The sequence below is a fragment of the Caballeronia sp. GAWG1-1 genome (assembly GCF_023631465.1).
GTDB lineage: Bacteria > Pseudomonadota > Gammaproteobacteria > Burkholderiales > Burkholderiaceae > Caballeronia.
Genome location: NZ_JALQDB010000045.1, coordinates 1 through 22,913, shown reverse-complemented (window position 1 = coordinate 22,913; position 22,913 = coordinate 1). Strand labels below are relative to the sequence as shown.

28 protein-coding genes and 2 pseudogenes are annotated in these 22,913 nt (G+C 56.0%); 17 read left to right on the top strand and 13 right to left on the bottom strand.

The window, feature by feature from the left end:
• Positions 1-8 precede the first annotated feature (8 nt).
• From NCT03_RS29995 to NCT03_RS29985, 3 genes are read left to right on the top strand one after another with little or no spacing between them, the layout of a single operon-like run.
• Positions 9-1,271, top strand: coding sequence for an aspartate aminotransferase family protein (locus NCT03_RS29995; protein ID WP_250495014.1), 1,263 nt, complete (start codon positions 9-11; stop codon positions 1,269-1,271).
• 9 nt (positions 1,272-1,280) lie between these two features.
• Positions 1,281-2,243 carry an amino acid ABC transporter permease gene (locus tag NCT03_RS29990; protein WP_250495012.1) on the top strand — a complete coding sequence of 321 codons (963 nt, stop codon included), beginning with the start codon at positions 1,281-1,283 and terminating at the stop codon, positions 2,241-2,243.
• 7 nt (positions 2,244-2,250) lie between these two features.
• On the top strand, positions 2,251-3,021 hold the full coding sequence (locus tag NCT03_RS29985; protein ID WP_250495172.1) for an amino acid ABC transporter ATP-binding protein: 771 nt from the start codon (positions 2,251-2,253) through the stop codon (positions 3,019-3,021).
• A 425-nt stretch (positions 3,022-3,446) separates the two neighbouring features.
• On the opposite strand, the gene NCT03_RS29980 is transcribed toward NCT03_RS29985, so the two are convergent.
• Positions 3,447-4,028: a PIN domain-containing protein gene (locus tag NCT03_RS29980; protein WP_250495011.1), complete on the bottom strand. Its 582-nt coding sequence runs from the start codon at positions 4,026-4,028 to the stop codon at positions 3,447-3,449.
• Positions 4,028-4,498: an excisionase family DNA-binding protein gene (locus tag NCT03_RS29975; RefSeq protein WP_250495009.1), complete on the bottom strand. Its 471-nt coding sequence runs from the start codon at positions 4,496-4,498 to the stop codon at positions 4,028-4,030. The genes NCT03_RS29980 and NCT03_RS29975 overlap by 1 nt, the downstream gene beginning before the upstream one ends.
• 354 nt (positions 4,499-4,852) lie before the next feature.
• Between NCT03_RS29975 and NCT03_RS34220 the strand changes: the two genes are divergently transcribed.
• The 5 genes from NCT03_RS34220 (at position 4,853) to NCT03_RS29955 (ending at position 7,211) form a co-directional block, all read left to right on the top strand.
• Positions 4,853-5,347, top strand: a complete 495-nt coding sequence (locus tag NCT03_RS34220) for a ProQ/FinO family protein (RefSeq protein WP_350030185.1) — start codon at positions 4,853-4,855, stop codon at positions 5,345-5,347.
• Between the two features lie 383 nt (positions 5,348-5,730).
• Complete coding sequence (locus tag NCT03_RS29970; RefSeq protein ID WP_350030184.1) at positions 5,731-6,015, top strand: CppA family protein; 285 nt, start codon at positions 5,731-5,733, stop codon at positions 6,013-6,015.
• Positions 6,016-6,040: 25 nt separating this feature from the next.
• Positions 6,041-6,544: a nucleoside 2-deoxyribosyltransferase gene (locus NCT03_RS29965; protein ID WP_250495171.1), complete on the top strand. Its 504-nt coding sequence runs from the start codon at positions 6,041-6,043 to the stop codon at positions 6,542-6,544.
• 106 nt (positions 6,545-6,650) lie between these two features.
• Entirely contained in the window at positions 6,651-6,791 is a 141-nt protein-coding gene (locus NCT03_RS29960) for a hypothetical protein (protein ID WP_250495008.1), read from the top strand.
• Positions 6,792-6,815: 24 nt separating this feature from the next.
• The gene (locus tag NCT03_RS29955; RefSeq protein ID WP_250495007.1) at positions 6,816-7,211 is read left to right on the top strand and encodes a hypothetical protein; all 396 of its coding nucleotides are present in this window, start codon (positions 6,816-6,818) and stop codon (positions 7,209-7,211) included.
• Between the two features lie 451 nt (positions 7,212-7,662).
• Here the strand turns inward: NCT03_RS29955 and NCT03_RS29950 are convergent, their stop codons facing one another.
• The gene (locus NCT03_RS29950; RefSeq protein WP_250495006.1) at positions 7,663-8,214 is read right to left on the bottom strand and encodes a DUF1003 domain-containing protein; all 552 of its coding nucleotides are present in this window, start codon (positions 8,212-8,214) and stop codon (positions 7,663-7,665) included.
• Positions 8,215-8,453: 239 nt separating this feature from the next.
• Between NCT03_RS29950 and NCT03_RS29945 the strand changes: the two genes are divergently transcribed.
• The 6 genes from NCT03_RS29945 (at position 8,454) to NCT03_RS29920 (ending at position 11,906) form a co-directional block, all read left to right on the top strand.
• Positions 8,454-9,173: a YrzE family protein gene (locus NCT03_RS29945; RefSeq protein ID WP_250495005.1), complete on the top strand. Its 720-nt coding sequence runs from the start codon at positions 8,454-8,456 to the stop codon at positions 9,171-9,173.
• Between the two features lie 62 nt (positions 9,174-9,235).
• The gene (locus tag NCT03_RS29940; RefSeq protein WP_250495003.1) at positions 9,236-9,730 is read left to right on the top strand and encodes a YsnF/AvaK domain-containing protein; all 495 of its coding nucleotides are present in this window, start codon (positions 9,236-9,238) and stop codon (positions 9,728-9,730) included.
• Between the two features lie 61 nt (positions 9,731-9,791).
• Complete coding sequence (locus NCT03_RS29935; protein ID WP_250495002.1) at positions 9,792-10,718, top strand: YsnF/AvaK domain-containing protein; 927 nt, start codon at positions 9,792-9,794, stop codon at positions 10,716-10,718.
• Positions 10,719-10,825: 107 nt separating this feature from the next.
• On the top strand, positions 10,826-11,137 hold the full coding sequence (locus NCT03_RS29930; protein WP_250495001.1) for a CsbD family protein: 312 nt from the start codon (positions 10,826-10,828) through the stop codon (positions 11,135-11,137).
• Positions 11,138-11,235: 98 nt separating this feature from the next.
• Positions 11,236-11,610 (top strand): phage holin family protein, encoded by a 375-nt coding sequence (locus tag NCT03_RS29925; protein ID WP_250495000.1) that lies wholly within the window; start codon positions 11,236-11,238, stop codon positions 11,608-11,610.
• On the top strand, positions 11,607-11,906 hold the full coding sequence (locus tag NCT03_RS29920; protein WP_250494999.1) for a hypothetical protein: 300 nt from the start codon (positions 11,607-11,609) through the stop codon (positions 11,904-11,906). The genes NCT03_RS29925 and NCT03_RS29920 overlap by 4 nt, the downstream gene beginning before the upstream one ends.
• A gap of 591 nt (positions 11,907-12,497) precedes the next feature.
• Here the strand turns inward: NCT03_RS29920 and NCT03_RS29910 are convergent.
• The 4 genes from NCT03_RS29910 to NCT03_RS29895 all read right to left on the bottom strand — a co-directional run bounded on the left by NCT03_RS29910 (position 12,498) and on the right by NCT03_RS29895 (position 16,483).
• Positions 12,498-13,019, bottom strand: coding sequence for a hemerythrin domain-containing protein (locus NCT03_RS29910; protein ID WP_250494998.1), 522 nt, complete (start codon positions 13,017-13,019; stop codon positions 12,498-12,500).
• A gap of 83 nt (positions 13,020-13,102) precedes the next feature.
• Positions 13,103-15,145, bottom strand: a complete 2,043-nt coding sequence (tkt, locus tag NCT03_RS29905; RefSeq protein ID WP_250494996.1) for a transketolase — start codon at positions 15,143-15,145, stop codon at positions 13,103-13,105.
• Positions 15,146-15,277: 132 nt separating this feature from the next.
• Complete coding sequence (locus NCT03_RS29900; protein ID WP_250494995.1) at positions 15,278-15,541, bottom strand: hypothetical protein; 264 nt, start codon at positions 15,539-15,541, stop codon at positions 15,278-15,280.
• A 714-nt stretch (positions 15,542-16,255) separates the two neighbouring features.
• The gene (locus NCT03_RS29895) at positions 16,256-16,483 is read right to left on the bottom strand and encodes a response regulator (protein ID WP_250494994.1); all 228 of its coding nucleotides are present in this window, start codon (positions 16,481-16,483) and stop codon (positions 16,256-16,258) included.
• Between the two features lie 113 nt (positions 16,484-16,596).
• Between NCT03_RS29895 and NCT03_RS29890 the strand changes: the two are divergent.
• Positions 16,597-16,851: pseudogene (locus NCT03_RS29890) on the top strand (transposase); the annotation flags it as partial.
• Positions 16,852-17,089: 238 nt separating this feature from the next.
• Here the strand turns inward: NCT03_RS29890 and NCT03_RS29885 are convergent.
• The gene (locus NCT03_RS29885) at positions 17,090-18,139 is read right to left on the bottom strand and encodes an IS110 family RNA-guided transposase (RefSeq protein ID WP_250494992.1); all 1,050 of its coding nucleotides are present in this window, start codon (positions 18,137-18,139) and stop codon (positions 17,090-17,092) included.
• Between the two features lie 71 nt (positions 18,140-18,210).
• Here NCT03_RS29885 and NCT03_RS29880 point away from each other — a divergent pair.
• Positions 18,211-19,074, top strand: a pseudogene (locus tag NCT03_RS29880) (IS3 family transposase); the annotation flags it as partial.
• 237 nt (positions 19,075-19,311) lie between these two features.
• Positions 19,312-19,968, top strand: coding sequence for an HNH endonuclease family protein (locus tag NCT03_RS29875; protein ID WP_250494991.1), 657 nt, complete (start codon positions 19,312-19,314; stop codon positions 19,966-19,968).
• Positions 19,969-20,210: 242 nt separating this feature from the next.
• Here the strand turns inward: NCT03_RS29875 and NCT03_RS29870 are convergent, their stop codons facing one another.
• The 5 genes from NCT03_RS29870 to NCT03_RS29850 form a co-directional block, all read right to left on the bottom strand.
• Positions 20,211-20,444 (bottom strand): hypothetical protein, encoded by a 234-nt coding sequence (locus NCT03_RS29870; RefSeq protein ID WP_250494990.1) that lies wholly within the window; start codon positions 20,442-20,444, stop codon positions 20,211-20,213.
• Between the two features lie 118 nt (positions 20,445-20,562).
• Positions 20,563-21,003: a hypothetical protein gene (locus NCT03_RS29865; RefSeq protein ID WP_250494989.1), complete on the bottom strand. Its 441-nt coding sequence runs from the start codon at positions 21,001-21,003 to the stop codon at positions 20,563-20,565.
• Positions 21,003-21,713, bottom strand: a complete 711-nt coding sequence (gene stbB / locus NCT03_RS29860; protein WP_250494988.1) for a StbB family protein — start codon at positions 21,711-21,713, stop codon at positions 21,003-21,005. Before stbB ends, NCT03_RS29865 begins: the two co-directional genes overlap by 1 nt.
• A gap of 102 nt (positions 21,714-21,815) precedes the next feature.
• A complete protein-coding gene (locus NCT03_RS29855) occupies positions 21,816-22,085 on the bottom strand; it encodes a hypothetical protein (RefSeq protein ID WP_250494987.1) in 270 nt (89 codons plus the stop codon).
• A complete protein-coding gene (locus NCT03_RS29850) occupies positions 22,082-22,882 on the bottom strand; it encodes a type IV secretory system conjugative DNA transfer family protein (RefSeq protein ID WP_284503520.1) in 801 nt (266 codons plus the stop codon). The genes NCT03_RS29855 and NCT03_RS29850 overlap by 4 nt, the downstream gene beginning before the upstream one ends.
• Positions 22,883-22,913: the final 31 nt, after the last annotated feature.

The following is a 22,913-nucleotide window of genomic DNA, read 5'->3' as shown; positions in this document are numbered from 1 at the left end:
AGTTTCATATGGCTTATCTCTCACCCGCGCTGCAACAGGCGACGCCCTTGATCGTCACGCATGGCAAAGGCACCTATCTCTACGATCGCGATGGCCGCGCCTGGCTCGACTTCACGGCCGGTATCGGCGTGACGGCGACGGGACATTGCCATCCGAAAGTGGTCGAAGCCGCGAAGAATCAGATCGAGCGTCTGATTCACGGTCAATACGGAATCGTGCGCCATGAACCGCTCCTGCAGTTGATGGAGCGCTTGCACAAGCATATGCCCGGCGCGCTCGACACGTTCTTCTTCGCAAACTCGGGCGCGGAAGCGGTCGAGGCGGGCGTGCGGCTCGCGCGCAATGCGACGGGACGTCAGAACGTGATCGTGTTTCAAGGCTCGTTCCACGGACGCACGATCGGCGGTTCGGCGCTCACCACATCGGGCGCGCGTTTTCGTGCGGCAGTGTCGGGGCCGCTGCCGACGGGCGTGGTGGTCGCGCCGTTTCCATCCGCGTACCGTTACGGATGGGATCTCGAAACCGCTAACCGCTTTTGTCTGCGCGAACTCGACCATCTCTTCGTGACCTTGACGCGGCCGGAAGACACCGCCGCCATTCTGATCGAGCCGGTGCAAGGTGAAGCCGGTTATCTGCCTGCATCGACGGAGTTTTTCCGGGGCTTGCGCAAGCGCGCCGACGAGCACGGCATCATGCTGATCATCGACGAAGTGCAGGCAGGCATGGGGCGCACGGGCCGCTTTTGGGCGCATGAACATTTCGATGCCCGGCCGGATATCGTCGTGTTCGCCAAAGGCATTGCGAGCGGCTTCCCGTTGTCGGGCATTGCGGCGAGCCGCGAGCTGATGGCGCGTGCCGCGCCGGCATCGCAAGGTGGAACCTATTCGGCGAACGCGGTCGCATGCGCGGCGGCGATCGCGACGCTCGATGTCATCGAAGAAGAGGGCTTGCTCGAGAACGCGACCAGGATGGGCAAACTGCTGCGCGATGGACTCGAAGCGACGGCGATGCGTCATCAGGGCATCGGCGATGTGCGAGGCATCGGACTCATGCAGGCAAGCGAATTCGTCACCGCCGACGGCGACCCGGACCCGGCATCGGCGAAAGCAGCGGTCGCGGGCGCGTTCAAGCGCGGCCTGATTGTGCTGACGTGCGGTCCGTATGGTCATATCGTGCGCATGATTCCCGCGCTCACGGTGAACGCGGACGAGATCGGCCACGCGCTCGACGCCTGGAACGCCGCAGTGGACGAAGTCTACGCGCAACACTGAGCGAGCGTCATGGAAAGAACCATCGAATCGACCCATCACGCGATGACACCGGAACCCACCGACGCGAGTCCGCCGATCGTACGCGCCCGGCATCCGTGGCGCTGGGCATCGGCGATCGTGAGTCTTTTGGTGCTCGGCTGGATCGGACATTCAATCGCGACCAATCCGAACTATCAGTGGGGCGTGGTCTGGAAGTACCTGACCTTCGGGACGGTGCTCACCGGCCTCGGATGGACGCTCACGTTGACGGCCGCGTCGATGATCATCGGCATCGTGCTGGGCATCGTCGCGGCCTTGATGCGGCAATCGCCCAATCCCGTGGTGTCGGGATTCGCCGCGCTCTACATCTGGATCTTTCGCGGCACGCCGGTGCTCGTGCAACTGATCTTCTGGTACAACCTCGCGGCGCTTTATCCGCAGATCGAGATCGGTCTGCCGTTTCTGCCTGCGCTCGTTTCGATTCCGGCGAACACCATCGTCACGCCCATTGCAGCCGCGTTGCTGGGTCTCGGACTGAACGAAGGCGCGTACATGGCCGAGATCGTTCGCAGCGGATTGCTATCGGTCGATTCGGGGCAGAAAGAAGCCGCGCAATCGCTCGGACTGTCTCCGGCGCGCACGATCCGCCGCATCATTCTGCCGCAAGCCTTGCGCGTGATCGTGCCGCCTACCGGTAACGAAGTCATCGGCATGCTGAAGGCGACCTCGCTCGTCAGCACCTTGTCGATCTCCGATCTGCTCTACTCCGTGCAGGGCATCTATGGCCGCACCTTCGAGACCATTCCGCTGCTGATCGTCGCGAGTTTCTGGTATCTGCTGGCGTCGTCCGTGTTATCCGCCGTGCAGGTGATGATCGAAGACAAATTGCGGCGCGGCCATAGCGCTGCGCCTGTCGATGGCCTGAGTCAGGTCATGCGGTATCTTCGGCAGATGACGGGCCTGCGCGCGCGTCATCGTGCCAGCGAGAAATGATATGGGCATGCAAGCAGCGTCGATGGTTCGCATGAGTCAGGTGCATAAGCGCTTCGGTATGCGGGAAGTGCTGTCCGACATCGACTTGTCGGTGCAGGCGGGCGAAGTGTGTTGTCTCGTCGGGCCTTCGGGCGCGGGAAAAAGCACGTTGATCCGCTGTATCAACTATCTGGAAAAAATCGACGGCGGCAGTATCCATGTGAATGGACAACTGGTCGGTTACAAGTTGCACAAGGGCCGTCTGCATGAATTGAGCGAACGCGAAGCAGGCCGTTCACGCGCGGACACCGCGATGGTGTTTCAGCACTTCAATCTGTTCCCGCATTTGTCGGTGATGGAGAATATCGTCGAAGCGCCGATTCACGTCCGCAAGGAAAGCCGCGCCGCCGCTCAGGCGCATGCGCGGGAATTGCTGGCGCGTGTCGGGCTGGAAGATCGCGAGAAGGCGTATCCGCGCGAATTGTCGGGCGGGCAGAAACAACGCGTCGCCATTGCGCGCGCGCTTGCGATGCGGCCCAAGCTTTTGTTGTTCGACGAACCGACTTCCGCCCTCGATCCCGAACTGGTGGGTGAAGTGTTGAGCGTCATGCGATCGCTTGCGCAGGAAGGCCAGACGATGATCATCGTGACGCATGAAATAGGCTTCGCGCGTGAAGTCGCGGATACGCTGGTCTTTATGGACCAAGGCAAGATCGTCGAGCGCGATACACCTGCCAGACTGATCGACCGGCCGCAATCGGCGCGGGCGCAAGCGTTTTTTAACAGCATCTTGAAGTAACGTTGGTTTGCGAGCGCTCCGCGCGTAAGAAAGCCTCTTTTACAGACACTATTTTTAACACGGCTGCACTAAGCCACCACCACGCACACATTGATCCTGCCTCGTTTCCACGTACAGCACTTAATGCAGCGATCATCCCAGCTCATATTCAACTGGAGTGGAGAAATCGATAGAGGTCTGCAAGCGTTCTCGATTGGAGTAGCCTTCGGTCCAGTCGATGACATTCCGACGAATATGGCTCGAGTTTCGTAGCAACCTGATAGATTCGCTCGACTTCCAAGTGGTTTTGAAAAGCTTTCAACACAGCCGAGCGACACTATACTGGTCGCGGTGCTCGTCGATCCATGCGTATATATGGACTCTCCAGTTTTGCAAACGAGGGTTTTCTGACATAGCGCCGTTCGAGTGGCACAAGCGCTGCGGGTCTAGATTAACTCGCCAGCTTCCCGAATTCGCTGAGCGGTCATCGGCAGCTCATTTCGCTCGAGCACTGTCGCGAACTCTTCCACTGAACTTTGTGGTCGTTTGCGTCGAGCACGCATTCGTTTGAATGATGAGATCGCGACTAGCGGCTCAAGATCCCATTGGTTCACGATAAATCGATCGGGATGTACGATTTCAATTCCGTACGGCACAACCGCGCTTTGCGGGAAATCGCGAACATTAGCGGTGACGATGCAATCCGCATGACCGGCTAGGGCAGCCGCCAGCACATGCCTATCATTAGAGTCGGGAAGCTTGAGACTTCCGACCAGCGGAGACCACGCTTCATCAAGCACTTGCCAATCTGGTACCGCGTCGCGCATAGCGTCTCGTCGTGCCCACAGCCTGTCCTTCAGATCCGGGCGCCGTTGCACAAGCGCCAGCATCCATTCTTCTTCGATTCTGCTTGACCATTTAGCGCTAAAAAGCCCAGCGGTTGCCAGACTAAGCAGCGCATCCGTCTGTGCGATAGAGTAGAGCACACAAGCATCAAGTATGGCTGTGTAGCGCGCATTCCCCGCCATCAGTAATCCAGGCCGAGCTCGCGTGCGTTGTCCGCCATACGGTCCAAAGCAGATTCTTGCCGCTCGCGCATTTGATTGGCATAAGCCATCAGATCTCCGAAAGCCACGCGCCGGTGCGTCCCGACCATCCGATGCGGAAGTCTTCCCGCTTCGATTTCCTTAACCACGAAAGGCCGTGAAACGTTGAGGAAGTGCGCTGCCTCGACGGTCGTGAACTCTTTCTGGCTTGGCACGACCGAGATCGCGCGCCCTTCGCTCATTGCGCCTAGAAGCTGACCAATAAGCTTGAGCGCCGCCGGCGGCACGTCGATAGAGGGATGCTCGCCCGTGTCGGTCGTCAATGTGATTGCGGCCGCACGCGAGTGATCGAGCGCTTCCATAATGCAACGCTGCGCAACCCGCGCCATCTCGAGATCATGCTGACTCATGGGAGGCGGAGAGACCTCGCGGATTCGATTCGTCGTTGTCATAGGAAACCCCTCATTTAGTTTTCACAACTAGAGTACGTTATAAACGCAATAAATGCAACATATGCAACATCTGTCCAGCCTTGGTCCGCTGCGCTGCAGGCGGTACATATCTCGGTGCGGGCCACGCGGTACGCGGCGCAATAAATCTGGTGGGGAGTGTCGCCGTCAGTGGAGGCTTGCTCGGGCGCGATGACCCGGACCTCGATACATTTTTAGGATGCAGCGGAGAGCGTCGAGAGTTAGGCATGAAGTGCGAGAGATATCGCCAAAGCGGTGACGGTGAGGCCGCGGACTAGCGGCGGCGATGTTTGAATACGACTGGTAAAATTACCAGACTGAGTTAAGGAACACACGATGGGATTCGAACAACTCGCTGCGCTCAAAGCGCATTTGAACCAAGGCGAAAGCAGCAAAACGATTGCTCCGCGCACGACGTCATCGTCGGTGGCCGTTACACGGGAAATCAGTAAGCCAGCGAAGCCACCGCGAACTTCCGCTGACGCAGCCGCGCGCGCCGTGACTACGCTGCAACGGCATTTCCCGCACGCGTTTCCACGTAGTCCCGCTCCGAAGATTCCTCTCAAGGTTGGGATCCTCAAGGATGTGCTTGCGCAAGCAGTGTCGCTTAGACTTAGCGAACGAGACGTTCGAAATGGTCTCAAGGCGTGGTGTCGGGGACAACGCTATTGGACGTGTCTCGTGGAAGGTAATGCGCGCGTGAATCTGAACGGCGCAATCACGGGTGTAGTCACCGCTGCCGAAGCACAGTACGGTGCATGTCAGGAGAATACGCGGCTCGCCCGCAGGCGGGAGCAGATTGCGAAGAGCCGACATGGTCGACCGCGTTGACCGACCACATCCACAACAATTAAGAAACAATTTGACATAAGGCAATTTATCAACATCGAATATAATTGCTAATGCCACGATTATTTTGTTTTAATATTGCCGGAAATGGGTCAAACTTGGAATTTATGAATCTAATTATCATAGGCACGGGTTTCTGCACATGTCGCAGCACTATGGTAGTTTAGCTATTTACCCTTTATTTGACGTATACCAAGAGGAGGGCGCACCAAACCGTTGTGTATTGGCCTGTTCGCGTTGCTGCCACTGTTCGGCGACCACTTGGCCACGTATCGGCAAACAGGCTTTGTAGCACAGGCTTGCACTCCCAACCAAACTAAACTATCGAAAAGTACTGTATATTCATACAGTCTTTCGGAGGCTATATGGAACAGTGGGTGCGGGTTCAAAATGAGCGCGATCGACTGGTGCTCGCGTGGTTACGCAGCCAGGTTGGCGATGCGGCGATATTAGCGCGCAACGCGCTGCGCGACGCTGGGCGGGAAACCGTACTTGTCCGCGATCTGCCGGCTCTTGCGACTGACGCCGCCACGATTTGTCCAAGCTGCCGTTCGCAATGCCGCGATCAGCGAGCGGTGTCTCGCCGACATCTACCGGATCCTTCACGCCCCGAGCAGCCAGCGCGCCAGTTGATTGCCGCTTCTTTTTAACCGACTGGATTGGAAGCCGCGCAACGTGCCCTTTCGAGAAGGCCGCGGGCGCCTTGCGCGTGTATCTTGCTGGATTCGACGTCTTCCGTATCGATGCAGTAGATCATGGAGATTACCTATAGGGCTGTGTCGAGAGGAAGGCTTTCTTAAGATCTATCCGTTCGACTGCGAAGCACCGGCAAATCTGGGACCCGCTGCGAAGGCGGCATGGATCTGTCGCGCGAACATCGATGCCATCCGATCCGCTGACGTGGTCATGGCAAACCTGAACGATTTTCGGGGACTCAGTGAGCCAGATAGCGGGACAGCGTTTGACGTTGGTTTTGCGGCCGCACTCGGCAAGCCTGTATGGGCGTATCGATTTGACGCTCGATCGCTTGTCGAACAGATCGTTGAAACGTGCGATCCCGCCCCTTCCCTGCCGGTGTGCGCGCGTGGATACGTTGTTGAGAATTTTGGCCTAAGCGTCAATCTCCTTAGCCATTTCCGCGCGCTTGGTAGCAGGCGGTCCAGGAGATTGCCTGAGTGAGATGAAGAAGTTCAGCGATGCCGGGTAGCCCCCGGTTTGATTACCGGGTTTGCGAAGCGGAGCTTCGTATATATTGGATAAAGCGTAACATCAGTATATCTACTTTATGAACAACCTCGATTGGCTGACCGATCCGCAAGCGGCGTACGACGAATGGCAGCGAAACGACGCCGTCGGTGCCGGCCGGTGCCCATTCGGTGAGCAGTCAATCATTCAGCATCAATCGATGTTCCTGCGGTTCCACTGACATCTTGCGAGTCACGGCAAGACGGTGGCCACCTTCGGCTCGGCAGAGCTCGACGCCTTTTTCAGCGCGCTTGCCCACGACGCGCGTCCCGATACGACGACCCAGCTTCGCTACCTCAAGCTCATTGATCGCGTCTCACGTCACCTCGTAGCAATGGAGGTTCGCAAAGACAACCCTCCTTCGTTGATGCTCGTTGGCCAGGCTTGGCCAGAAGACGAGCCGACCCCAGTCTTCCTTTCGGAGACCGATGACAAACGCCTGCAAGGTGGTGCGTCGAGCCAGCGGATGCTCCGTTCAAACAGCTTCGAAGCGTGGCGATCGTCGCCCTCTTTCTGGGTTCGGGTATTACATCGGCCGAATGCCGGCAACTTGATCTCGATGGCCTGGACGTCACCGGTCTTCGACCTGATGTGTATGTAGAGAAACGTGACCGCGCATCGTCGGCGTGTGCCACTTGAGCCGTTCTGCGTCGATGTTCTTCGCGAGTACGTTTCAGCCCGGCGGTTGCTTGCATGCTCGACTCGCTACCTGTTCGTGGCAACCGCAACGGGCAAGCCGAGGAAAGACGACACCCTAGGAAAGTGCGTTAGAAGCGCGCTGGGCGATATCAAAGTGACGGCGGCCGACATGAGTCCCCGTCTCCTTCGGAACACGTATGGGCGCCGGCATATCGCAGCGGGAAGCACCAACGAGCAAGTCAGCAATTTGCTTGACCTTTCCCCAAAGAAGCGCCTTGATGAAGTCACAGACCAGTCAATCCGTCTTTAGATTGAACGTATTGGTCGCCTTGCTGAATGCAACTCAACTCGTGCGATCTTGACTCCCATCAACAAACTCCCCTCATATGAAAAAATACAGGGCGGCAGCATCTTCATTCTTGCTGCTCTTTTCTTTGCGCAATTGCCTCTAAAACGGCATCTGGATTGGTTGCCGCCTGGAGGGTTTCCGCATGCTCGTCGTGCCGATCCCGTACGTTAGGAAGATCGCGTCGAAGCTCCTCAAGCAGCATGATGATCTTGGTGGTTTTTTGTTCGGCCAGCAGGTTGATTTGAAGTTCGAGATGCGCACGCTCTTCCTCGACACGCGCCAGGCGATTTTGCCGAATGAGCACCGCCATCGTGATCAGGACGCCTATGAAAGTGACAATGCCTTGCAATAAGGAAAACGGCGGTTCGTCAAAGTAGTGATAGCCCACGTGATGCAGAAAGAGGTCGCTGACAATCCACGCCACGCTTGCGCACAAAAAAGTCAGTAAAAAGCGGGGCTCACCAAAAAACATGCTGACGTGCTCGATCGCTCTTTGCACGGCAGTGCGCTGCTCTTCCTCGCGCTGAGAGAATTGTGAAACCTTGTCCAAATTTTCGTGAATCGCGTCAGAAATATTCTGGTGAGTTCTGGTGTCGACCTGCGGATCGTTTGTCATGTCAGCGGCTCATTCTCAGGAGAAGACGGCCAAGGCCGAAGGGTGAGTTTTTTTACCTTAAGCGCGGGAGCGCATCGGAAGTCTTCGCTTGCGTCCGCAGCTCATGCAATCCATCTGTATCTATTTCTGTTGAAAGAGGAATAAACGAAATGCCGGGTACGTGTGTTGCGATTCGTCCAGCGCCTTCCCGCAGCTCCAAACCGGTATTCCGGCACATTACTAATCTAAGAGACACATTCATGCGATTACTCACCACACAAGACGGACTTCCGCGCGTGTCATGGGGCGCCGTCATCGCCGGCGTCATCCTGTCGTTGATCGTCTATTTGATCTTGACCGTTCTGGGCACCGCGATCGGTACGTCAATACTCTCGCCGATGGCGCAGCCCAATCCGTTGCGAGGCTTTGGCTTCGCATCCGGCGCTTACATGATCATTATGACGGTCATTGCGGTGTTCGTCGGCTCTTACTTCGCAGGACGCTGCGCTCCCGTACTCGGTTGGTTGCACGGGTTGTTGGCGTGGGCTGTGATGATTTTGCTCGTTGCGTACGGGGCCACTTCGTTGCTAGGCAGCGCGGTCAGCGCAGCAGGCAGCGTCGCGTCCACGACAGCTACAGTCGGCGCCGCGGCGGCGCCGACCGCTGCAAGCGGGGCAGATATGAGTTCGCTCAAACAGGAGGCGCAAAGTGCGATGGCTTCGGTTAGCGCCGAAGCATCAAGCCCGCAGGCCGAAGCGGATGCACGCCAGGCAGCGGACACAGCCGCGCGCGGTGTAGCACGCGCTTCGTGGTTTTCGTTTGCTGCGCTCGTCGTTGGCGCCATCATCGCCATCGTGTCGGGCGGTGCGGGGTTCCGCCATCAACCACCGTTTGAAGACGCAGGCGGCTCGGCTACGGACGATGGTGCTCTGCGCGCCGGGACACGTCGAGTGGTGCCGCAAAACCGTCAAGTTCGGTGACCCTTCAACGTACGAGCTTTTCACAATGGTGCTTCATAGATCACCGAAACGGGCTTGCCGCCATGCAGGATGATAAAAAACTGTCTGATTTGCCGCCCTCTCGGACTAAGGCAGTCGTCGGCAGACTGAGCGTTACAGAGGAACGGTTGGCGGTACGAATCGAAGAGCGCGAAGCGGGCTCGGTTCGCGTCCGAACGGTGACCCACAAGGAGTTGAAGGAAGTGCCCGTGGTTTTGCAAAGCACGTCGATTCATGTTGACCGCGTTCCAGTGTACCGGTTTGTCGATGCGGAATTTGAGCCGCGGCAAGAAGGCGACACGCTAATTGTCCCTGTCTTTGAATACGTTCCGGTAACAGAAGTGAGGCTGATGTTGAAAGAAAAGATACGCGTCAAGAGCACGTTACTTCGCAGGAAAGCGTGCATCAGGCAGAGGTGCAACGCCAGGATGTTGTTATCGAGCGCCGGAACGGCCCCGACGGCGAATGGATTGCGGAAGCCGCCACCGAAGCCTTCGGGTCTCAACGGCGCAAAACGCTGTGATTTACCCCACTGCTGACGCATCAAATTATCCACCGGCGATCCACGCTTAGCGTCAATACTCTTTTTGGAGCAAAACCATGTCGCAAATTCTTGTTGGTGTATTTAATTCATTCGAAGAAGCAGATCAGGCAGTCATGCGCCTTGAACAATCTGGCATCGCCCGCAGCGATATGGAAGTTCATGCGAGCAGCTTGGCGGGTGACAAGACAGGCACCCCGGCTAGCTCCGGAACCCTTAGCGCTACCGATCGTCAGGCCGTTTCCGATCGGACCATCACTAACGATGGCGAAGGCGTGGGCGTGATCGCGAAGATCGAACACTTCTTCAGCAACGTGTTCGGTGGCGATGAGCGTCCGGAAGAAGTCGGGCATTACAAAGAAGCGGTTCGCCGGGGCGGTGCGCTGCTCACCGTGACGGTGGTCGATGAGGCTCACCTTGTCCTGGTTCGCTCGACCCTGCATAAGGCGGGCGCAGTTGACATCGATGAGCGCGTCGCGCACTGGAAAAACACTGGCTATGCCGGATATGACACAACCATGCAGCCCGACACGGCAGACGAGGTCAGCGCGGATCGTCAAGCGTTTTCTGTCGTGCGCGAATCGCTTGATGTAGGTAAGCGTGAAGTGCAAACGGGTGGCGTGCGCGTTTATTCCCGTGCCACGGAAACGCCGGTCACGGAAAGCGTCAATTTGCGCGAGGAGCACGCAACGATCGAACGGCGGCCGGTGGACCGCGTTGCAACTGCGGCCGATCTCCAAGGCGGCTCGATCGAAATCCGCGAGACGGCCGAGCACGCAGTGGTGGCCAAGACAGCTCACGTAATCGAAGAAGTCGTGGTGGGACGCGAATCGTCAGAGCGTACCGAGACAATCAACGAAACGCTGCGCGGCAACGAAGTCGAAGTGGAACGGGTGGCAGGTGACAAAAGTTCTTCGAAGTCAACGCCAGGAGCGAACGTAGTGAGCGACGGATCAACGGTTGTTGATCCGCTTAAGCCGCTGTAATTGCCATCCAGGCCCCCGCAAGGTGCCCGGCAATGGGACTGACGTTTATCCAACTATCACGCATCATTCCTGATGCGTTTCGCTGATCAACAGATAAGGAATAGAACATGGATACGAACAAGGCAGAGGGTACGTTTCAGGAAGTTGCCAGAAAGGTGCAGGACGCGGCTGGCGGGGTGCTGGGCGACACCGGCACACAGGTCGCGGGCAAAGCTCGGGAACTCGGCGGTAAAGCTCAGCAGCTTTACGCGGACACGACCGACATCGTGCGCGGCAAAACGACTGAAAGCCCGTTCACCGCGCTCGCCATTGTAGGCGGCCTGGGCTTCCTGCTGGGCGCGATATGGGCAAGTGCAAATACGGCGCCAGCGCCGGCGCAGCCATATCGGACGCGCTATCGTGGCAACGACAATTATTGACAATGCGGCTGGACCGCGATGGTTGGCCAGCATCGCGGCACCACTGGTCGCCCGCTATTAATCCGGTCTCCGATATGTAATTCAAGGCATAAATTGTGATGTCAATTCACCCAAAAATCACGCGTTGGCGGAACGTCGGACAATTTTGTTGCGGGCGGGTTGCTGATTACAGTGCGCTTTTTCTTGTTGAGTTGGCCCAGACCAAAGCCAAAATGATGCGCGAGCTTATCGCGATGGTGGCGCTCGCCGTGGGTGTGCTTTTCACACTGTCATTTCTTTGCTTTGCGGTGATCGCTACCGCCTGGCAGACGCCGTACTTTCTTGCAGTTGTCTGGGGCATCGCAGGGCTTTGGCTGCTCATTTCGATCGTCGCGTTTTTGGTTCTGCGTGCCCAGAAGCCGGTCGAGTCTTTTAAAACGCTTCAATCCGAAATACAGGATGATATGGCGGCGATCAAGGAGGCATTGAAATGAGCGCATTGGACAGCAATTTATCTCAAGCGACGATCCTTGCACGCATGTCGGCGACTCGCGCCGAGCTGATAGCGGCAAACCACGTGAACACGTTGATTGCCAGTTCGCGGCTCGGCGTACGGGCTCCGGTCATTCAGGAAGGTCCGCTTTTCCTCCAGTCGCCCTACGCTGGGCTGATTGCCGGGGCGCTGATCGCTACCACGATCCTAGGGCCGGCGCAGTTGGTGAGAATCGTCGCACTGCGAGGTCTGACGCCGTGGATAACGAGAACGATTAGATCACTTGCTGGCCGCTAATTTGACATTTAAATTCAAAACGGCCCCCTTCGAGCTTGTCCGTAAATCGAGTATGGCTTAGGACGCCCGCTACCCAGCACCATAAGCATTCGCTATAGAACCGCACAAGGCACGTACATTGCGATCTTTCTGGTGCTGCAGCAACAGCTGCGGACACAAAATTGGAGGCGTCAATGAACTCGTTCTTGAAGAATGTCGCTGCTTCAGTGATCATCCTGGGGCTGTCGGGTAGTGCGTTTGCTCAAGCAGGCGGAGGTGGCGGAGCGGGTTCCGGGGGCTCTGGAGGTGGTGCTGGCGCCGGCGGGGGTGCAGGAGCCGGATCAGGTGGCGGAGGCGCTGGTAACGGCGGCGCAGGCGGCTCCGGGGTGGGAATGAGTGCACCCGGGCAATCCGGCAGCAATGCGAATTCAGTGCCGGGCAATACCGCAACCGGTGGTGGTCAAGGTTCGGGTACCGGTGCAGAACCGGGCGCGTCAGGGATGAACAAATCGAATCAAAAGCCGGGCAATTCACAGACAAATTAAGATCTGCTGGCCGGGCTCCCCTGAAGCTCGGCATTTCTTACGATTAATCGCTGAACATACGTGCATTTTATGTTTGACCCTGCGTCTCGCTGAGATAGCTTTTCGGGTCCTCATTCACCGCATGGACGCCCGTTATGTGCGCGGCTTCAAAGTAGGCAAACTGAATAGCCAGATTGTGGCGGGTTTGCAAGTCAGCATGTTGACGGAAATCCGTCATCCCCTCACGTTCCTCTTCCGCCATATGATCACTGTTCGCCTCATTGGCGTCAGCGACCGCTTGATACCACGCGTCCGTGCCCGCCGGATACTGCGCGACATGGGCGACCGCATCGCGAATCTCGTTGTGGTCCTTGATTGCGTCGAGCGTCTCGTCCTCAGGCCCGTCCGTATCACCGACGCCTTGCCCCACGCGCAACAGAGCCGGGTAGAAAACGACCTCCTCAGCTTTCGCATGAACTTCTAGAAATGTCGCGAGACGTTTCCAGATCGCAGATAACGCCGACGTATTTGTCCGGTCGATTTGCTCGAGGATACCGAACAGGCGCCGCTGCTCCTGATGATCGTCGAGTATGAGTTGGGTAATATCCATTAGGGAGCCCTTTTGATTATTAGTTAAATCTGGTTGGTCATAATTTCACAACTCGCCTAATCCCGCATGTTCTCGGATGTCGGCTACCCAAACACAGTTGCCACTACCTCGCGTGACGCCCGCACCACCGCGTCCGTAGTGATATCGAACTTGGCATAAACGTCTTCGATCTTTCCCGACTCGCCGAAATCATGCATGCCAACAAACTTGCCTTCGAATCCAAGATAACGCTCCCATCCAAGTTCAACCGCCGCTTCGACTGCAACGCGCGCGAGTGACGTTCCAAGAACTGACCTTTTATACGCATCATCCTGCTCTTCGAATAGAAGACGACACGGCATCGAGACCACCGCAGTTGGCACACCCTCCTGCTGCAAAATATCGCGCGCCTGAACCGCTAGATGCAACTCAGAACCGGTAGCCAGCAGCGTCAATTTTCTGGGACCGCCCTCTGCGTCGAGTAGCACATACGCGCCCCGTGCAGATCGGTTTTCAACTCCAGTTTCAGTGCGTAGCAAAGGCATGGGTTGACGCGATAACGCCAACACAGCCGCGCGTCGCGGCTGATCCAAGATGAGTTCCCAACATTCGGCTGTCTCAATCGCATCCCCGGGTCGGTAGACGCCCAAGTGGGGGATGGCTCTCAGGGCCGCTAGGTGTTCCACCGGTTGATGCGTTGGCCCATCTTCTCCCAGACCAATCGAATCGTGGGTCATCACGAACGTCGTGCGAATGCGCATCATTGCTGCCAGCCGGATGGCGGGCCTGCAGTAATCGGAAAAGCAGAGAAAGGTGCCGCCGTAAGGGATCAGGCCGCCGTGAAGTGCGATGCCGTTCATCGCGGCAGCCATCCCGTGCTCGCGTACACCATAGTGCAGGTATGAGCCCGAGAAATTGCCAGGCGTAATCTCGGTTTGGTTCTGGGCTTTAGTGTTATTAGACGGCGTCAAGTCGGCGGAGCCCCCGAGCAGCTCCGGGATCGCACCGAACAAATGGTTAAGTACCGCGCCGCTTGCCGAACGGGTTGCCATCTCCTTGCCGCTTACGAGAAACTCGTTGCGTGCTGTCGCAATGGCGGCTTTCCAACCGGATGGCAGCTCGCCGTCATTGCGCCGTTCGAATTCCTTGCGGTTAGCCTCTGGCGCGTTTTCGACACGCGCTGCCCACGCAGTACGCGCTTCGCAACCCTTCCTGCCGACGTTGCGCCATTCATCGAGTAGCGCCGGCGGGATGACAAAGGTGGGTGAGTCCCAGTCTAGGATCTGACGCGCACCAGCGATTTCGTCTTTGCCCGGCGCATCGCTGTGCGCTTTTTGAGTCCCTGCCTTGGTCGGAAAACCAAAGCCAATGATTGTTCGGCACGCAATCATCGTGGGTTGGTCGGTCGCTGCACGGGCGGTGTGAATCGCGCTTCGAATGGCATCGGTGTCGTGGCCATTGATCTCAAGTACGTGCCATCCGGATGCGCGAAAGCGCTCTACCTCATTGTCGGAGACTGAGAGACTCGTTGCGCCATCAATGGAAATGGAATTGTTGTCCCAAAACGCTATGAGGCGCCCTAACTTTAAGTGCCCAGCAAGCGAAATCGCTTCTTGGCTAATTCCTTCCATCAAGCACCCGTCGCCCATGAACACGTAGGTGAAGTGATCGACCAATTCGTCACCGAAGGTGGCATTCATGATTCGCTCGCCCAACGCCATGCCAACTGATTCCGCAACCCCTTGGCCAAGCGGACCCGTCGTCAGTTCGATACCATCGGCGTGCCGATACTCGGGGTGTCCTGGGGTCTTACTGCCGATCTGGCGAAATTGCTCAAGCTGCTCGACAGGCATATCCTCGTAGCCTGTGAGGTAAAGCAGGCTGTAAAGGAGCATGGATGCATGGCCGTTCGAGACGATAAACCGGTCGCGGTCGAACCAGTGCGGGTCGGACGCATCAAATTTCATGAACTCTTTAAACAGGACGGTTGCAATGTCCGCCATCCCCATCGGGGCACCGGGATGCCCACTTTTAGCCTTTTGAACCGCGTCCATCGACAAGAAGCGGATACAGTTGGCCATTTGACGCAAATGGGGGTCTTGAGGCGCTGGCACCGATTTAAGCGTGGCGAGAGGGACATCAGTCATGAGGCAACTCCTGGTGGATGGCAAGTTGAGCGAAGCGCCGGTGTCCATGGCGAAAAGGCGTGGTTCGATTAAGCTCGACTGCCGACAAACCCTTTCAGCAGGTTATTCATATGAGAGTACGACGCGATGCCTTTAATCGTCTTGCTCGTCTAAATTCTTGCTCGACGAGCTGGACCCCTCGGTATCTGGCTTACACGTTTGATCCTTCCCGGACGACGTCTTGGATACATTCAACTCCTCAAGCTTCTTATCGATAATTTCTTTGGTGCCCGGATCAAGTTGTTTGTTGCCTTCATCATCTGACAGCGGTTTTTGGTTCATTCCGTAGGCGAATCCCATCCCAAACCGCAGATGGATTGGCTGGCACCTTTCTAAAGTGTGAGAGTTGGCGGGCATATAGCCTCCAGAGTGAGCAATAGACAAGAACGGCAACCGAAGTTAGAATTACGCGGGAAAAGAGTGCGATCGAATGCAAGCTGCCGACCAACATGCCAAGTGGACGCTGAGTGGTTGGTAGCGGAAATCGGCCTGATTCCTGAGTCGCCTTAGTAGTTGCGCAACAAGCATACCTGCGCGACATCGCCGCACAGCGACGCATGCGGATTTTGTAATACGCCTACACCCGTGACCAATTCAAATATATGGGAATGCGAAATATTCAAGCAAACGGAAGTACGGCCAGCGCGATGTAGTTCGTGCCTTTCGAAGTCTTCGACCGCCCTCCTTGTTGCTTCGTTGCTTCTTGCTATGCAGACGGCGAGCCATTTGGGCGATCAGGTTCAGTTTTTGGCTCTCCTATATCTGGGACATCTGAGGGGATGTCTGGCGAGGGAGCATCTGGAATCGTGACTGGAATTTCGAGAATAGTTGGATCGGACATGGATTTCCTGTTTTCGGTTGGTATTGATAAGCAGCCCAGCCTGCAGCGCGGCGCGGTGGCTAGACTAACCCCTCTGCTGCACCGGGCGTCGTCGGAGACAAACCTGCTGCTGTCTGCCATTCCCCCAGCACGCGCCCCAGCAACTCGAAGGTTATTGGTTTGTGAAGATACCCGTCAAAAGCGGCAAAATCCTCGTTCCCTAGATCAGCACGGCCAGTGATCCCAATCATCTATACGTCTTGGGAAGCTCCTTCGCTGCGCAGGCTTTCACAAGCGACTCGGCCGTCCCCGTCAGGAAGCTCGACATCGGCAAATATGAAATCAAATGCAGACGAATAAGCAAGTGTGCGCGCTGTTTCACAGTCGTGCGCAACTGTCACAGCATGTCCCAGTTTTTCAGTCAGCGCTGCGAGACTGGCCGCAAGATCACGATCATCGTCCAGTATGAGTTTTTGCATGTGGCATCCTGAGTTTGGTTGAGGTTGTATGTAATGTATGAAAGAGTGACCTGCCCCCGGTAACTTGAGACCGAATTGATCTAGGATAACGGCGCATCCATACGGAGCGCGTCATGAAGAAGAGTCGATATAGCGATGAGCGGATTGTTCGGATCTTGCGGGAGGCGGACAGTGCGCCCATTGCCGAGGTGGCAAAGCGACACGGTGTCAGCGACGCGTCGATTTACGCGTGGCGCAAGCGATTTGGCGAAATGGTCAGTGACGACGTCAAGCGATTGAAGGCGTTAGAGCTCGAGAACAGCCGACTAAAGAAGCTGGTGGCGGAGCGCGACCTGGAAATCGAGGTCATGAGGGAGATTTCCGCAAAAATGTATGGTCCGCTCCGGTTTTGCAAGCGGGTTTTTCAGGCGAGACAGTTTGCGTAAATGTATCCGGCCTCTCGCGAGTCAGCTGCTTTTGGCAGCAAGGCCATGATGGGATATGCGCGGTCGGTTCCCAATAAATGGACAGACCTCAGAGGCCGGTTTTTTGTCCCGGGCTTACCGAACGCCAGTGCACTGTTTCGTCATCAATTACCGTCTGCAAACTTTGAAGAGAGTGGGCTGATCATCGCGCTTGGGGCTGTCGCAAGTAGAACGTTCCTTGGCGTGTGAGAATCGTCCACGCGATACGTGCGAGTTTGTTGGCAAGCGCAACAATTACTTTGTTTCGATGGATTCCCTTCGCCTCCATCTGCGAGATCCAGACTCCAAGGTGATCTTTGGTTCGGTCGAGATGGAGAACACAAGCACGTGCGCCGTGAATCAATAGTCTGCGCAGATAGGGGTTTCCACGCTTCGTAATTCCGAGCAGATGTTGTTTGCCGCCGGTGGAAAATTCTCCAGGCACGAGTCCTAGCCACGCTGCAAAATGGCGACCGGATTTAAACTGTGTTCCGGTGCCCGAGAAAGCTGTAATGGCTGTCGCGGTGAGGTGTGCAATACCCGGAACCGAGGTAAGTCGCGTTGCGACGTCGTCGGCGCCAGCGATTGCTTCGATCTGACGACGCAATTGCAATAGCCGAGCTTCGACGGAACGATATTCTTGCCATTGCTCCTGCAAAACTTGTCGCATCGATACCGTCAGCCCATTGTTCTCGTCGGAGATAATGCGCGGCATATCGCGAACAAAGTAGGCGGGACCTGTGCCGATAGTAATGCCATATTCCAGCAAGAAAGCGCGGGCCTGATTGACGATAGCGGTCTTGCAAGACACCAGGCGTTGCCTGACTCGATGGAGAGCCTGCAAATCGAGCTGAGCTTCGGTCTTGGGCTGGGTGAAGCGCATGGTAGGACGAGAAATCGCTTCGGCTATGGCCTCCGCATCGACAATATCAGTCTTGTTGGACTTGACGAAGGGCTTGACGAACTGCGCGGGGACGATGCGAATCTGATGTCCGTAGGCGGCCGCTTTGCGTGCGAGCCAGTTGCTACCAGGACAAGCTTCAATACCAACGATGGTCGGAGACGCGCGAGCGAGAAACTCCAACAGCCGTTCACGATTGAATCGGCCCTTGAATACTGGCTTGCCTTTCGCGTCCAGACCGACGACATGGAAGACAGACTTCCCGATATCAATGCCCATGCGGGCGACAGCGGTGGAACTCAATTGACTCATGACACACCTCCGAAAAAGGGTCGGCGTCAGCGTCGATTATGCCCCTATGAGAGGAGCGGACCATCCTATTAATGGTAAGCGCACAGGCGCGTCGCGAGCAAGCCCGCTATGCCATCTCACGCGGGCTGAGCCAACGACGCGCGTGTGCGCTGATTCACCTCAGTCGTGCCAATCTCGGTTACGTCAGCATCATGCCGGGCAAGAGCGGCCCGATCATGGAGATGATCCGACGCCTCTCGGGTGACTATCCTCGCTTCGGCTCGCGGCGCATCCGCATCATGCTGGGTCGCGAAGGGATCGTCATCGGCAAGGAGCGGTGCAGCCGATTGTGGGCGCAAGCCGGTCTTCAGGTGCCTCGCAAACGACGCCGACGCCGCCTTGCCGGTTCGCGTCCCCGGCCGCTTGCTCCGAGTGCCCGCAACGCCGTATGGAGTTACGATTTCGTCTTCGACGCGTGTGCCAACGGCCAACAACTGAAATGTCTGACGGTCGTCGACGAGTACACGCGTGAATGTTTGGCCATCGATGTGTCTGGCTCGATCCGATCGGCTAGAGTCATTGAGGTGTTGAGCAAGCTGATCAGCGTTCACGGCGCGCCACGCTATATGCGAAGCGACAACGGCCCCGAGTTTGTCAGCGCAGCGTTGCTCAAGTGGGTGGTCTCGGAGAAGATCGGATCGGCGTTAATCGATCCCGGTAAGCCCTGGCAGAACGGCACAAACGAAAGCTTCAACGGTAAATTCCGTGACGAATGTCTTGCCATGGAATGGTTCCGCAATCGGATTGAAGCCAAGATCGTGATTGACGATTGGCGACGGCATTACAACGAGGTTCGACCGCATTCGAGCCTGAACTACGACACGCCGCTGGCGTACCGCCAGCGCTTAGAAAGAAAATCAACCCATGCCGTTATTGCTAGAACGCAGTGGTCTTAGAAAAACGGGCAGGTCAGTCTGGGACACAGCAATTCAGAGGCACAAAAGTTACGTCCTTGGTGTGATATCCCATGCGCTAAGTAACGAAGCTACCACCCCGATCAAATGCCCGACCTTAAAAAGGCTTCTGAAGATCGACGCTGAGACCTTCGCTGTCGGAAGTCCGGACGAACTTATCAAAATTATCGAGAAAAGCATTGAGTTACTCACCAGACTGATGCAGAAAAAGCCCTATTTATGGAGGAAGCGAAAAGAGTTTTTGACTATGACGCATTTTCAAAAAAATCTGAAAAAGGTTGGAATGCGTATGAACTTACAAAATCTTCAAGCCATAGGCTATGTCCATATTGCCAGCAAGCCTACGCGTTTACGATCGTCGCGCGGACAAAAGGAAAGAAAGGGAACAAGGTCATCCGAGGATTTCGACCGACTTTGGACCATTATTACCCTAAATCGGAGTATCCATTTCTCGGGCTTTCACTCTACAATCTAGTTCCCGCCTGTCAAACGTGCAACAGCTCGCTCAAGTCAACTAAAAATTTCTATACAAATCCCCACTTACATCCATTGCGCGATCCTGAGTGTCTTCGATTCAAACTCGACCCAATATCGTACTTACTCCATCGTGCGGACTCGTCCGTCAGCCTTAGGATCGAACTCGAAATTATCAATGCAAGTCTTGCCGCGGAAGCAAAAGCTTCAATCGACACGTTTTTGCTTGATAAGCGCTATCACGTGCATGATCGAGAGCTTGGACAATTCTTCGCGAGTCTGCAACGCTGGACACCTGATTTGATTGCCAAACTCGCTGCGGATCAGGCTTGGGGCTTAGGGAGTCAATTGAGGATCTCGAATCATTGTTGTTTCAATTTGAATATGGCGCTTATGAATTAGAGATGCTCGGGCGCATTAAGAAGGATCTCTTTGACTACGTTCGCCCTGGTTCATAGGGTCTGCATCCTTCTTTCAGGATCGTCGAAGGCTTAAAACGCAGCTACAAATAGCGTTAAATTATTCTTAATGATACAGTTCGCTCGATACGGCTTTAGCATTCGTTTGGATGGCAGAGAGGAACGCGTATGAGACCTACAACCAACCTTATGGTTCGGTTGATATAAACTTTGTTGAGTTCAAACTTACATAAACTTTTTATTTCCAAAGTTATTATTTACGGCGCGCTTTGCATCAGTTGTTGCGCTCAAGCACTGATTTGTATAATTTACCCTGGCGTTGAGGGTTCCTGTAAGATCAAAATGCCCATTGTGAAATTCGACAATGGAAAAATAGTCTTTGATGTAGTCTGCACACTGCGAGCCACCGCTTCCGCCGGATTCCATGACATCTGCAAAAGACACAGGATAGCCCCGCATGCAGAATTGTTATCTTGTGCATGTGAGAGGTTTGGAGAAGACGCGATTGAAACGGCAGCAATCACGACACCGAGAAATGACTTCATCGAACGCCTCGCGTGGTTTTGGTAGGACGGCGTTATAAGCCGTGCGATAGGGCAATAGCGTACATCGCAAAGATCGCAGAACACACTGCGATGCCAGCAACCCACGCGGGCGTCACGAGCCGACTTGGCGCCCGCAACGGCAACTCAAGCAACACCTCACGGATCATCGCCACATGTTGCTCGTGCGCCTGGTCATACTGTCGGACTGCGATTTCACCCATCAATTGCTCGCGAGCTTCGCCGAAGTCCCGAGCCTTACTTAAGACCTCTGTCGTGCTATCGCGGAAATCCGCTAAAAATTGATCCCATCGAGATGCAAGGCGGAGCACCGCAAGGTCGCTATCGTCCTTGAAACGTTTGCCGCTCGTCTCTAGCGCCGTTCGCAATTCACCAACATCCCTACGCAATAACGACAATTCGCCGAGGACCGCGCCGATTAGCTCTTCGCGGATTGAATCATCCGGCGCGCCCATCAGTGCACCAACGCTTTGAAGACCGAATCGAGATCCGACGTAACCCGGCTTGCGAGACGTTTAAGGGCGACCATTTGACGTATGCGCGCCTTCTGCTCCTCGGGCGCGCCCTCTTCCATGGCCTTCGCGTTAAGCGCAACATAGTCTCGCGGATCGTTCTTGATATCTGCGATCGTCATGCCAAAGCCTTTGATCTTCTCGTAGATCGGATTTTCGTAGATGATCGCTGCTCGGTCTGCGACAAAAGCGTTGCTCCTGGCTCCGAAATCGAACACCCTCGAGAACACCTTCTCGATATCGTTCCGCTTCGGATCAACCATGTTCATGACAAGCCGAATCTTTGATGCTGGCACGCCTAGATCGGAAAGCGAGCGCAGCGTGGCGATCGTGTTAACTTGCTGCTTCGCCGCCGGCACAGTCGGGACGACAAAGTAATCAAAGTCTTCGTGTGAACCGTCGTAGCTTTGCATCAGTCCAATGAAGTCTTCGACGTTGGATGCGCCGACATCCACTACCGCGTTATTCAATGACATCAGTTGGTCCTGAAGCTCGTCGAATTGGCTCCCACGGAGCGCGGCTTGTTCGGTCCCATCCGAGTTAATTGACTCAATTGAGATGACGGGCGCATTGCCAAGGCGCGGCGCCAATAGATGCTGTGCGACGGTGCTCTTTCCGACATTGCCTGAAAAATTGATGACAGCGATTTTCATATTGATGCACTCCGCCTCGTAGATGTATGGCGCTCGGGTTTCGGAAAGCGCAGGGTCGTTTCTTTCGATATGCGCCGGTTTGAGCGCGCGAGTAGTGACATTTTAGATACCCGGTTTAAGGGACGGTGCCTCCTGTTCAGACCTGTTCGAAGCGGTCATATCCAAATCGCGTTTCGGACGGTCACGTTCAATTTGGCTCTGTTCGCGTTGGATCTCTGCGCGCACGCGGTCGATGGTTAGATCACTGACTTGCGGTATCGGTACATCGAGCGGCCGATGATTTGCGCGCGCGTCCGCCACCGCGCTTTCGAACTCCCCCCGTACGGTCTCCTGCGCAGATTCCGACATTCCCTTGATGGTCTCTTCCTTCACCGAGCGGGCGGCCGCCTCCTTGATACACTCACGCGCGGCGTCGACGATAATCTGCTGATCGGGCCTGAGCGGAAGCTCGCCACGCAAAACTGCCTCACGCGTTTGGGCGATGCGCCGGCGCTCATTAAGCTCTGCAGCAAGTTCTGGCGACATTTTCGTGGTACCAGGGGACGTTGCCTGCCACGCAGATCCGAAGCCTTGAGGACACCGATTTCGTGCTCCTGCACATCACGGATCGGCGCACCGCCGCCGGCTTGTGCGCGACGTGCCGCGTTTTGTGCATGCCACCACTTCTCGACTTCGATTTTGGGGACCGGAGCGGCGAGCTCGCGCAGGACGAATGCGGCGTGTTCCAGTTCGGCCTTGGAGGGCAGCTTGGGACCAAGCCCCCAGAACGCGCGTCGCCAGTTTTTCCGGGCGAATCTGGCCATCACACCCTGCAGATACGGGCTTTGCTGAACGAGCCGATCAACAAGCTCCGGGTCTTCGTAGAAGAAAGCCTTCTCACAAAGGATCGGATCGCACCCTTCGATGGTCACGATCTGCTTGTCGTATTTGAGCGCGCGCAGCTCCTGCGGAAGCATCAGCGGTCGCCCATGCTCGGACAAGTTTTCGCTGGTGGATGAGGATTTGCCACGACTGCGACCGCGTGACTTGGCCATGTGGGTGAACTGACCGAGCATCTTCGAATATTCTTCAGAATCTTCGAGCACGCGCGGTGCAAACAACGAGCGTACCTTGCAGTTGGTCGGTAAGCGCGCATTAGACGGCGTCCCTTGCGCATTGCCATGCGACATACGTCAGGCTATGGTTGGATTCAGTCGCCAG